General features: G+C 76.2%; 3 protein-coding genes. All 3 read left to right on the top strand.

The window, feature by feature from the left end; translation table 11 throughout:
- Nucleotides 1-1,599 (top strand): phosphopantetheine-binding protein (locus A949_RS33045; protein ID WP_037706104.1); only part of this gene is annotated, 1,599 nt, incomplete at its 5' end.
- A complete protein-coding gene (locus A949_RS35510) occupies nucleotides 1,599-9,263 on the top strand; it encodes an SDR family NAD(P)-dependent oxidoreductase (RefSeq protein ID WP_078565386.1) in 7,665 nt (2,554 codons plus the stop codon). The genes A949_RS33045 and A949_RS35510, both read left to right, overlap by 1 nt.
- 17 nt (nucleotides 9,264-9,280) lie before the next feature.
- On the top strand, nucleotides 9,281-12,841 hold the full coding sequence (locus A949_RS0110285) for a beta-ketoacyl synthase N-terminal-like domain-containing protein (RefSeq protein WP_020699827.1): 3,561 nt from the start codon (nucleotides 9,281-9,283) through the stop codon (nucleotides 12,839-12,841).
- Nucleotides 12,842-12,877 lie beyond the last annotated feature (36 nt).

Below are 12,877 nucleotides of genomic sequence, written 5' to 3' on the forward strand. Positions count from 1 at the left end.
GCGTCCGTCGCGCCCGCCGCGTCGCCTGCCGCGCCCGCCGCGACGGCGTACCCACCGGCGGACACCGGGCCGCAGGCCGCCGCCGGACCAGGTGGGCTGCGGGAGGACATCGCGCTGTGGCTGACCCGGGTGATCGCCGGCGAAGTGGGCGTGGACCCGGCGGCCGTCGACCGCTGGGAGCGGTTCGACGCGTTCGGCGTGGACTCGGTGGTCCGGACCCGGGTGAACCAGTACCTCGCCCAGCGGTTCCCGGCCGCGTCCCGCACCCTGCTGTTCGAGTTCCCCACCATCGACGAGGTCGCCGACCTCCTGACCACGGACTTCCCGGCCGACTGCCGGACCGCCCTGCTCGGCGCCCAGACGGCTCCGGGCGAGCAGCAGCCCGGTGGTGCGGGGGCGGTTGCGGTGGAGCCGGCTGTGGTGTCGGCGGGGGTTGCGGGTGGTGTTCCTGCTTCTGGTGGGGGCGATGTGGTGGGTTGGTTGTCGGGTGTGGTGGGGGAAGAGGCGGGGGTTGCTGTGGGGGAGGTGGATCCGTGGCGGTCGTGGGATGCGTTCGGGATTGATTCGGTGGTGCGTACGCGGGTGAATCACCGGATTGCGGAGGTGTTTCCGGATGCGTCGCGGACGTTGTTGTTCGAGTTCGGCTGTGTGGCCGAGGTGGCCGAGAGTCTGGCGGCGGACTTCCCCGCCGACAGCAGCGCACTCACGGGCGTCGCCCCCGCGGTGACCGGCGCCCCGGCACCGCCCGCCGAGCCGATACCCGAGTGGCCCGCCGAACCGGCCTGGGCCGCGCCGTTCCCGGCCCGCGAGATCGGGTTCTCCGCCAGCCGGGTGCTGCTCCACCCGGAGGCCGACCCCGACGACACCCAACTGGTCCGCGAGCACCAGGCCGAACTGCTCGACGTGCTGCTCCGCGGCGAAGACCTCGACCGGGTCGGCGGCCTGTTCGACCTGCACGGCGCACAGGGCGCCGCGGGACTGCGCCTCGCGGCCCGCCACCGCGCCCTGCGGGTGCACCTCCGCACCGCCGACCCGGCGCAGGCCGAGGTCGCGGCCCGGGCCGCCAAGGAGCACGGTCTCGAGACGCGGGTCACCGTCGCGCACACCGACCCCGCTACTGCGCACGAGGTGGCGCTGGGTATCGAGGGCAGCCACCTGGCGGCGGACAAGGCCGGGTACCTGGCCGGGATCGCCGCTGCGCTGCCGGAAGGCGGCCGGCTGCTGCTGGCCGACTTCCTGTCCGTCGGCAGCGAGCGGACCGACCCGGGGCTGGGCATCCGGCTCCCCACCCCGGAGCAGTGGGCCGACCACCTCGCCGACGCCGGGTTCGTGCTCGACGACGCGGTCGACGCGAGCGCCCGCGTCGGGCACTTCCTCGCCGACTTCGACGTCGACCAGCACACCGCCGGTCTCGACCCCCGCGCCAAGGAACGGTGGCGGTTCCACACCGACCTGGCCGTGCCGCTGGAGCGCGGTACGGCTGCGTATCTGCTGCTGCGGCTGCGCAAGGACAGCACGGCCGGAGCGGCGGCCGGGCGCGCGGGCAACCGCGCCCGGATCGCCGCGGCCACCCCCTACGCCGAGGCGGTGAACCGCTGATGAGTACGCCGACGACGGCAACGACGCCGACTGCGGCAGCGACTGAGCAGGGCCGGCGTCCGGCCGAGCACGCGCAGCGGCTGCACGCCGCGGCCCGGAACGTGCTCGCCGGGGCCGACCCCGGCGCCGGGCTCGCGGCGCAGCGCGGCACCGACGCGCTGACCCTGCTGGCCCGGCGGATGCTGGCCGGGGCCCTCCGGCGGATGGGCGCCTTCACCGCGCCGGGCGAGGGCGGCACGCCGGACGAACTGGCCGCGGCGCTCGGGGTGGTCGACCAGCACCGGCGGCTGTTCGAGGCGCTGCTGGACATCCTCGTCACGGCGGGCACGCTGGGCCGCGAGGGCGAGCGGCTGGTCGCCGCCTACCCGCTGCGCGAGCTCTCCCGCGCCGAGTCGGACGCCATGGTCGCCGGGCTGGTGGCCGAGTTCCCCAGCGCGGAGCCGACCGTCCGGCTGCTGCGCCGCTGCCTGGACGCCTACCCGGAGGTGCTGACCGGGCGCCGTCCCGCCGCCGAGGTGCTCTTCCCCGACGGTGCCGGAGCCGAGCCGCCCGGCGCCGCTCCGGGCGGCGCCCCGGACAGCGGCGACGTCGTCGCCGCCGTGGCCGCCGAGGCGGCCCGCGCCCGGCTGGAGACGGCGACGGCCGCCTCCGTCGTCGAACTGGGCTCCGGCAGCGGTGCGACGGCCGCCCGGACGCTGCCCGCGCTGGCGCCCTTCGGCGACCGGCTGCGCTACGCCTGCACCGACCCCTCCTCCCGGTTCACCGAGCACGGCAGGCAGCGCTTCGGCCACCAGTACGGCTTCGCCGACTTCACCGTCCACGACATCGCCGTCGCCGCCGCGACCCCGGAACTGCCCGCCGGGGAAGCCGACGTGCTGCTCGCCGCGAACGTGCTGCACGCCGCCGCCGACCCGGACGCGGCCCTGGCCAACGCCGCGGCGCTGCTCCGTCCCGGGGGCGCGCTGGTGCTGACCGAGGCCGTCTCGGCGCCCGAGCCCTCGGTCATGCTCTTCGGGCTGACCGCCGAGTGGTGGCCGCAGCCGGGCGCGGCACGGGCCCGGCTGCCCCACGCGCCGCTGCTCTCGGCGGACGCCTGGCGGGCCGCGCTGGCCGCGGCCGGGTTCGAGGAGATCCGCGTCCACCCGCTGCCCCCCGGCGCGGACGAGGACGACGCGCCGGAGGCGGTGCTGGTCGCCCTGCGGGGCGCGCCCGCCGCGACCACCGCGGCTCCGTCCGTGCCTCCGGCGGCTGTCGCGGCTCCCGCATCGGCCGCGGCTCCCGCGGCGTCCCCGGCTCCGGCACCCCCGGCCGCGGAGGCGCGGCCCGCCGCCGACGCCGGGCCGGCCGCACCGGACGCCGCGGAGCCCGTCGCGATCGTCGGACTGAGCGTGCGCTTCCCCGGGGCGCCCGACCTGCGCAGCTACTGGGACCTGGTCACCGCCAACCGCAGCGCCATCGGCGAGATCCCGGCCCGGCGCTGGGACTGGCGGCAGTACTACACCCCCGACCCGCAGGGCATGGAGGTCATCAGCAAGAGCCACTCCAGGTGGGGCGGATTCCTGGAGGACTTCGACCAGTTCGACGCCGAGTTCTTCGGGATGTCCGAGCAGGAGGCCCGGAACACCGACCCCCAGCAGCGGATCTTCCTCCAGGAGTGCTGGAAGGCGATGGAGGACGCCGGGTACTGCCCGCACGCCCTCGACGCCAAGGTCCGCCGGGCGACCGGCGTGTTCGCGGGCGCCTCCAAGCTGGGCTTCGACCGGCTCGGCCCGGACCGCGGAGTCGACCTGCCGCGCACCTCGTTCGGGGACATGGTCAACCGCGTCTCCTACCAGCTCGACCTCGGCGGCCCCAGCAAACCGGTGGACACCGCCTGCTCCTCGGCGCTGGTCGCGCTGCACGAGGCCGTGCAGAGCCTGCGCTCCGGCGAATGCGCGATGGCCTTGGTCGGCGGGGTGAACCTGTATCTGCACCCCTCCACCTACGCCGAGCTGGGCGCCGTGAAGATGCTCTCGAACCGGCCGGAGTGCCCGGCCTTCGGGATCGGCGGCAACGGCATCGTGCCCGGCGAGGGTGTCGGCGTCGTGGTGCTCAAGCGGCTGGCCGACGCGCGGCGCGACAACGACCACGTGCGCGCGGTCGTCCGCGGCAGCGCGGTCAACCACAACGGGCGCACCGTCGGTTTCACCAGCCCCAGCCCCAAGCGGCAGGCCGACGTCATCACCGCCGCGCTGACGCGGGCGGGCGTCGACGGCGGCACGGTGAGCTACCTGGAGACCACCGTCAACGGCACGGAGATCGGCGACGCGGTCGAGATGACCGCGGTCACCCAGGCGTTCGGCGGCCGGGAAGGGGCCACGGGCCGCTTCCGGCTCGGCTCGGTCAAGCCCAACATCGGTCACGGCGAGGCGTCCTCCGGCATGGCGCAGCTGTCCAAGGTGGTGCTGGCCCTCACCGAGCGCACCCTGCCCCCGACCCGGCTGCCCCAGGAGATCAACCCCGCGATCGACCGGGACAAACTGCCCTTCGAACTGTCGGACCAGCCGGTGCCCTGGGACCCGCCGCAGGTGCACGGGCGGACCCAGGTGCGGCGGGCCGGGATCACCGGGATCGGCGCCGGCGGCGCCAACGCGCACATCGTCGTCGAGGAGGCCCCCGAGGCCGAGGTCCGGCGGAGCGCGGGCCCGGCCCTGTTCGTGCTCTCGGCCCGCACCCCGCAGCAGCTCGCCGACTCGGCCGGGAACTGGATCGGCTTCCTGCGCGGCAACCCGGACCTGGACCTGGCGCGGGTCGCCTGGACCAGCCAGGTGGGCCGGGAGCCGATGCGGTTCCGGCTGGCCGTGGTGGCCGAGGAGCAGGCGGAGCTCTGTGCCGCGCTGGAGCGCTGGCGTGCGGGCGACACCGCCGCCGTGCTCACCGGGGAGGCCAAACGCCCCGCGTCCGCCGTCCGCGCCGAGCGCGCCAAGGGCAGGCCGCTGCCGGAGCTGGCCCGGGTGTGGGCCGAAGGCGGCATGCTCGCCTGGAGTTCGCTGTATCCGCAGGGCACGCCGCTGCGGCTGGGCGGGCTGCCCACCTACCCCTTCGCCACCACCGGCTACTGGACCGACCCCCCGGCCGTCGCCGACCCTCCGGCCGTCGCCCCGCCTGCCGCTGCCCCGGCGGCTTCCCCGGCGCCGGCACCCGCTGCACCCCCTGCCCCGGCGGCCAGGCCCACGGCCGCACCCCCGGCACCGGCACCGGCCGCATCCCGGCCCCCGTCCCCGTCGCGGCCCCAGTCCCCGCCCCCGGTACCGGCCGGAGCCGGGGCCGCCACCCGGACCCCGTCCCCGTCCCCGGCACCGGTCGGCGCAGCAACGCCCGCACCGGCCGCCGCGCAGGGGGACGCCGCCCGGCACCCGCTGCTCGACCTCGCCGGAGCCGTCACCGGCGCGGACGGCACCCTGACCGTCACCGGCAGCGTCTCCCAGGCCGCCCAGCCGTGGCTCGGCGACCATCTCGTCAACGGCCGCGTGCTGCTGGCCGGCACCGCCCTGGTGGACATGGTCGGACGCGCGGGCGAGACCGTGGACACCGCCCGGATCACCGAGCTGACCCTGCACGCGCCGCTCGACCTGACCGGCGGGCAGGAGATCGCCGTACGGCTCGTGCTGGCGCCCCCGGCGGCGGACGGCACGCGCACCGTCGAGGTGACGTCGCGGCCGGCCGGCGCCGCCGCGAACCGGCCGTGGTCCCGGCACGCCGGCGGCACGCTGGCCCCGCTGCGCGGCACACCGGACTTCGACCTGGTCCAGTGGCCGCCGCCGGGAGCCGAGCCGCTTCCCGTCGCGGACTACTACGCCGCCATGGACGCCGCCGGGTACACCTACGGCCCGGCGTTCCAGAGCCTGCGCGCGGTATGGGCGCGCGGTACCGAGGTGTTCGCCGAGGTCGAACTGCCCGCGGCGGAGGCCGCCGAGGCCGGGCGCTTCGGCGTGCACCCGGCGCTGCTGGACTCGGCGCTGCACGCGATGGGCTTCGGCACCTGGATGGAGGGCGGGGGCGGGCTGCTGCCGTTCGCCTGGACGGGGATGTCGGTCCACAGTCCCGGGGCCGGAGGCCGGGCCCGCGCACGGCTGACCGGAGTCGACGGTTCCGGTGTCGCGCTGCAACTCGCCGACGGCGACGGGAAGCCCGTCGCACAGCTCGACTGCCTGGTACTGCGCTCGGCCACCGGCGAGCGCCCCGACCCGGCCCGGGACGCGCTGCTCAACCTCGCATGGGAGCCGCTGCCGCGCGCGGCGGCCCCGGCCGCGGGCGGCCCGTCCACCGGCACCTGGTCGCTGCTCGGCCCCGACCCCTACGGCATCGGCCAGGTGGTCCGGACCGCCGAGCGCGGCGAGTTCGCCGTCCTGTCGCTGCAGGGCCCCGGCGACCTGCCGGTCACCGGCGAGGCGCTCGTGCCCGCCGCGCACGAGGCCACCGGCGCACTGCTGGACACCGTCCGGGACTGGCTGACCGACCCGGCCAACCGCGGCCGCCGACTGGTCGTGCTGACCAGGGGCGCCATCGCCGTCGAGCCGGGGGAACCGGTGCCCGACCTGGCGAACGCACCCGCCTGGGGCCTGCTGCGGGCGGCGCAGTCCGAGTTCCAGCGCCGGCTCGTGCTCGTCGACCTGGACCGGCACGCACCGGTCGCCGACGTCCCCGCCGCGATCGAGACGGCGCTCGCCGCCGACGAGTTCCACCTCGCGGTGCGCGGCGGCCGGGTGCTGGTGCCGCGGCTGGTGCGGGCCGCCGACGACCCGGGCCTGGAGGTGCCCCGCACCCCGGCCTGGCGGCTGGATTCCACCGCGCCCGGCACCCTGGAGAATCTGGCACTGGTACCCGCCCCGGACGCCGTCCGGCCGCTCGCCGCCGGAGAGGTGCGGGTCGCCGTCCGCGCCGCCGCGCTCAACTTCCGCGACGTGCTGGGGGCGTTGGGCATGTACCCCGGCGACCTGGTGCTCGGCGCCGAGGGCGCCGGTGTGGTCACCGAGGTCGGCCCCGGCGTCACCGCACTGGCCGTCGGCGACCGGGTGTTCGGCCTGCTGCCCGGCGGCATCGGACCGGTCTGCGTGACCGACGCGCGGACCGTGCGGCGCATCCCGGCCGGCTGGACCTGGGCGGAGGCCGCCTCCGCCCCCGTGGCGTACCTGACCGCCTACTACGGACTGGTCGAGCTGGCCGGACTGCGGGCCGGCGAGTCGGTGCTGGTGCACGCCGCCGCGGGCGGGGTGGGCAGCGCCGCGGTGCGGCTCGCCGACCACCTGGGCGCCGACGTGTTCGCCACCGCGGCGCCCGCCAAGCACGCCGAGGTGCAGGCCATGGGCGTGCCCGCCTCGCTGATCCGCTCCTCGCGCGACACCGGCTACGCCGCCGCGTTCGCGGCCGAGAGCAGCAACCGCGGCGTGGACGTCGTCCTCAACTCGCTGACCGGCGAGCACATCGACGCCTCACTGCGACTGCTGCCCCGCGGCGGCCGGTTCGTCGAGATGGGCAAGACCGACATCCGGCCCGCCGGGGAGGTCGAGGGGAGCCACCCGGGCGTCCGCTACCAGGCGTTCGACCTCGTCGAGGCGGGACCGGAGCGGATCGGCGCCATGTTCGACGCGCTGCTGCCGCTGTTCGAGCGCGGCGTGCTGCCGCCGCCGACCCGCACCGTGCTCGACGTCCGCCGCGCCCGGGACGCGATGCGCACCATGAGCCGGGGCCGGCACATCGGCCGGATCGTGCTCACCATCCCCCGTACGTTCGCACCCGGCGGCACCGTGCTCGTCGCGGGCGGCACCGGCACGCTGGGCTCGGTGATCGCACGGAACCTGGTCACCGCGCACGGCGTGCGGCACCTGGTGCTCGCCTCCCGGCGCGGCGACGCCGCGCCCGGCGCCCGCGAACTGGCCGCCGAACTCACCGCGCTGGGGGCCGAGGTCCGGCTGGCGCGCTGCGACGCGACCGTCCGGGACCAGGTGGCCGAGGTGCTGGCCGGGATCCCTGCCGGCCATCCGCTCACCGGTGTGGTGCAGGCGGTCGGGGCGCTGGACGACGGCATGCTCGCCGGCCAGACCCGTGCCCGGCTCGCGCCCGTGCTGCGGGCCAAGCTGGACGCGGCCGTCGTCCTGGACGAGCTGACCCGCGCGGCCGATCCGGACGTCTTCGTGACCTTCTCCGGAGCCGCCGGAGTGCTCGGCAACCCGGGGCAGTCCAACTACGCGGCCGCCAACGCGTTCCTGGACGCGCTCGCCCGGCGCCGCCGCACCGACGGGCTGCCGGGACTCTCCGTCGCGTTCGGGCTGTGGGCCAGCGTCAGTGATCTCACCCGGGACCTGCTGGAGGACGAGCGGGCCACCGCCATGATGGTCCGCAGCGGCTTCCGGATGCTGTCCGACCAGGAGGGCGCGGCGCTGTTCGACGCGGCCGTGGCCGGTCCGGCGGAGCTGGCCGTGCCGATGCGGCTGGACCTCGCCGCACTGCGGGCGGCCCCCGTGCACCCGGTGCTGCGCAGCCTGGTCCGCCGGGACACCGCGGCCCCGGCAGCCGGACCCGGGGCGCCCCCCGCCGGTACGGCAACACCCGGGACCGACGAGACCGACAGGACCGACGGGACCGACCGGGCTGCGGGCACGGCACCGCCGCCGAGCGCCGCCGACCCGGCGTCCGGCACCGGGCCCGCGGCAGGCGTCCCGGCGGCGGACACCGGTGCCGGCAGCAGCCCGGCCGCCGCGTCCGGTACCGGCGCCCCCGGGACGCTGCTGGAGCAGCTCGCCGGTGCCGCGCCGGACGGGCGCCGGGCCCTGCTGCTGGCACTGGTCGCCCAGGAGGTCGCGGCGGTCCTGCCCGGCTTCGAGCCCGAACACATCGAGGCGGACAGCGGATTCGCCGAGCTGGGATTCGACTCGCTGACCGCCGTGGAGCTGCGCAACCGGCTCGACCAGGCGACGGGCCTGCGGCTGCCGGTGACCCTGGTCTTCGACCAGGCGACGGCGGGCGCCCTGGCCGGCCATCTGCTGGGGCTGCTGGCCGACCGGATACCCGCCACCGCCGCCGTCCCGCACTCGGCCCGCGGCGAAGCCGAGGCGGGCGGGGACTCCTGGACCGCGCTGCTGGCCCCGGAGAACCTCGCCGCGGTGGGCGCGATCGCCGACCTGGGCGGCGGCGGAGGCGAACAACTCGCCGCGCTCGCGGTCCAGCAGGGCACGGCGGTGCTCCACTCCGTACCCGCGAGCCCCGATGACGCCCTGCCCGGCACCTACGACCTGGTGGTCGCCCTGGGCCGGCTGGTGACCGTACGCCGCAAGCGGGACCTGTTCGCCCGGATCGACGCCGCACTGATCGACGGCGGCCGGATGCTGCTCGCCGACCATGTCGGCACGCTGCGCGGCGACCTCGACGACCGGGCCGCCGGGGTGCTGGTGCCCAGCGTCGACTCGTGGGTGGCGCTGCTGGGCTCGGCCCGCCTGGTCGTCGAGCGGGTCACCGCACCGCCCGCCGTGCTCGACCCGCTGCTGGAGCAGGACGGGCTCGCCGAGCCGTCCCGGCGCGGGTGGACCCGCCCGGCGCTGCTGCGGCTGCGCAAGGCGGCGGCGACGGCCGCGGAGGACAGGGACCGGGCCAACCACCGCGCACTGACCGAGTGGGCAGGCGCCTGAAACCGGGAGGGAGAGACATGTCCGAGATTGTGCGCGTGGTCGAGGAGGCCGCGGCCAAACTGAATCTGACCACCGTCGCGGGACTGGACCTGGCCAGGTCGGTTTCGCTGGTCGAGGCGATCAACACGGAGCTGGGGACGAACCTCTCCAGCGGGGTGGTCGCCGACCACCCCGACATCGGCCGGCTCGCCGCACACGTGGAGTCGGTGCTGGCCGCGCAGGGCCCCCAGGAGGAGGTGGCGATCGTCGGGCTGCACTGCCGGACCGGCGGCGCCGCCGGTCCGGAGGAGTTCTGGGACCTGGTGCGGGAGGGCCGCGACGTCACCCGGGAGATCGACGACCCGGTCGCGGTGCGGATGTTCCAGGAGGCGTTCCCCGGTGCGGCGCTGCCCCGCTACGGAGCGATGCCGGACACCGACGCGTTCGACCCGGGGTTCTTCCGGATCGCGCCCACCGAGGCCGCGGCCATGGACGCGGCCCAGCGCGTGCTGCTGGAGTCCAGCTACCACGCGCTGGAGGACGCCGCCATCGACGCCGCCACCCTGCGCGGGCAGCGGGTCGGCACCGTCGTGGGCACCACCGGGCTGGCACCCCAGGCCGAGTACAACGCGCACTCCCTGCTCGGCTCCGACACCAGCGTGATGGTCTCCCGGCTGGCCTACCACCTCGATCTGGCCGGTCCGGCCCTGGCGATGGACACCGCGTGCTCCTCGTCGCTGGTGGCCCTGGACCTGGCCGCCCGGCTGCTGCTGTCCGACGAGGCCGACCTGGTGCTCGCGGGCGGCGTGTACACGGCCAACCACCCGGGTGTGTTCCTCACCATGCAGAGCCTGGGCACCGTCTCGGGCACCCGCAGGTGCCGGCCCTTCGACGCGGCCGCCGACGGCATGCTGGTCGGGGAGGGCGTGGGCATGCTCGTCCTCAAACGGCTGTCCGACGCGCTGCGGGACAACGACCGGGTGCACGGGGTGATCCGGGCGAGCGGCACCAACCAGGACGGCCGCACCTCCGGCATCACGGCCCCCAGCACCCAGGCGCAGGCCGGACTGCTGCGCGGGGTGCTGAACCGCAGCGGCGTCGCGGCGGAGGACCTGGGCTACTTCGAGGCGCACGGCACCGGCACCACGCTGGGCGACCCCATCGAGATCGCGGGCATCACCTCCGCCTTCGACGGGCTCACCGACCGCACCGGGTACTGTCCGATCGGCTCGGTGAAGGCCAACATCGGCCACACCATGGGCGCCGCCGGCGTGCTCGGTGTCATCAAGGTGCTGCTGAGCATGCGGGCCGGAGTGGTGCCGCCCGCGGCGAACTTCAGCACACCCAGCCCGCACATCGACTTCTCCGCGGCGCCGGTCCGGGTGGCCACCGAGGAATCCGGGTGGGCGCCGGGAGCCGACGGCCGCCGGCACGCCGCCGTCAGCTCCTTCGGCTACAGCGGCACCAACGCGCATCTGGTCCTCTCCGACCTCCCGGCTCCCGCGCGGCCGCAGGCCGCCCGCCCCGGGCGGCACCTGGTGCCGCTCTCGGCGCGCAGCGAGGAGCGGCTGCGGGCCAAGGCCGCCGAGCTGGCCACCGCGCTGCGCGGGCCGCTGGCCGGTGCCGACCTGGCCGATGTGGCCTACACCCTCCAGGTCGGGCGGGAGGCGATGGCGCAGCGGGCGGCCGTGGTCGCGGACTCCACCGCCGAGCTGGCCGACCGGCTGGAGGGGATCGCGGCAGGGGAGAGCGCCGAACCGCAGGACCTGGCACCGCCGTTGGCCGAGGCAGCCAGGCAGTGGGCGGCCGGGGAGCCGGTGTCCTGGGCACGGCTGCACCTGGGTGCGGCGCCGCGCCGGATCGGGCTGCCGGGCTACCCGTTCGAGCGCCACCGCTACCCGCACGTGTGGGCCGACGGCACCCCCATCGAACGCCCCACCGACGGCTCGGCACCGATGTCCCCGGCCGCCTCCGCCGACAGCCCCCGCGGCGTGAGTTCCGCGCAGCCCGCCGAACCCGTCCAGGAGACCGCACCCGGAGTGCCGTCGGTGCTGCCGGAGCTGGACGCCGCGGCGGCCGCGCATCTCGCCGAGCACCCGGACCGCACCAGTCTGCGGGCCGCGCTGGAGGCCGAGGAGCTGGCGGACGAGCTGGCCGCGCTGTGCGAGCAGCTGCTCCTGGCGTCGCTCCGCCGGATGGGCGTCTTCGCCGCGGCGGGGGAGCGGTACACCGTCCAGGAGCTGATCGGGCGGCTCGGCGTGGTGGCCGAGCACCACCGGCAACTCGCCGGGCTGGTGCGGCTCCTGGTCGACGCCGGACACCTCGCCGAGGACGGCGACGGCTACGTCACCACCGAGCGGTGCGCGGCGGCCACCCTCCAGTGGGAGGAGACCGAGGTGGACCGCCTCACCGGCGGGCTGCTGGAGCGCAGGCCGGAGATGGCCGGCTTCGCCAAGCTGCTCACCACCTGCCTGGACGCCTATCCGGACGTGCTCACCGGCAAGCGCAAGGCCCACGAGGTGCTGTTCCCCGACGGCTCCTTCACCGCGGTCGAGGGCGTCTACCACAGCGACCAGGACGCCAACGCGCTGGTCGCCCGGCTGGTCGCGGAGTACACGGCCGCCCGGCTGGAGCGCGACCCGGAGGTGCCGGTGGCGGTCGTGGAGGTGGGAGCGGGCACCGGAGGCACCACCGCCTCGGTGCTGCCCGCGCTGTCCCCCTACAGCGACCGGGTGCGCTACACCTACACCGACATCTCCCGCGGCTTCACCCGCTACGGGGCCGACCGCTACGGCAGCGAGCACGACTTCCTGGACACCGCCGTGCTGGACATCGAACGTCCGGCGGCAGCACAGGGGTTCGCCGGGGGCGAGTACGACGTGGTGCTGGCCACCAACGTCCTGCACGCCACCGCGCGCATCGACCGCACGCTGGCCAACGCGCGGTCCCTGCTGCGGCCCGGCGGCATCCTCATCCTGCTGGAGGTCACCCGGGTGCAGCCGTTCCCGACCCTGACCTTCGGGCTGATGCCGGGCTGGTGGTCGTTCGAGGACACCCGGCTGCCGAACGGGCCGCTGCTCAGCGCCCCGATGTGGCGGCAGGCGCTGGAGCGGGCCGGACTGGGCTCGGTGAGGGCCTACTCGCTGCTGGCCACCCGCGAGGACCGGGCGCTGGAGTCGGTGCTGCTGGCCGAGAACGCCGGTGCCACCGACGCCGCCGCACCGGTCGAGCCGGCCGTGCCAGCGGCGGCCGCGGCGGCGGGCCGGCGCGCCGCGCCGGTTCCGGCAGTGGACGGCGGCGGGACCGCACCGGCCACCGCCGAGGGCGGTGCACTGGAGGCCATGGTGGCCGAGGCGGTCGCCGAGGTGCTCGGACTGGCCTCGGTGGCACCGGCGGACGACTTCCACGAGCTGGGCGGCGACTCGATCCTCGCCACCCAGGTCATCTCGCGGCTGCGGGACCACTTCCCGATCGAACTCGACCTCGGTGGCCTGTTCGAGGCCGGAACCGTCGCCGCGATGGCCCGGCTCGTCGAGACCGAACTGGTCGACCGGATCGACGAGCTCCCCGAGAGCGTCGTCGCCGACATGCTCGCCTGACCCGCGCCCCGGCCCCCACCCCACCGAACTCGGCAG

The sequence above is a fragment of the Streptomyces sp. AA1529 genome (genome assembly GCF_000280905.1).
Classification (GTDB): Bacteria; Actinomycetota; Actinomycetes; order Streptomycetales; family Streptomycetaceae; genus Streptomyces.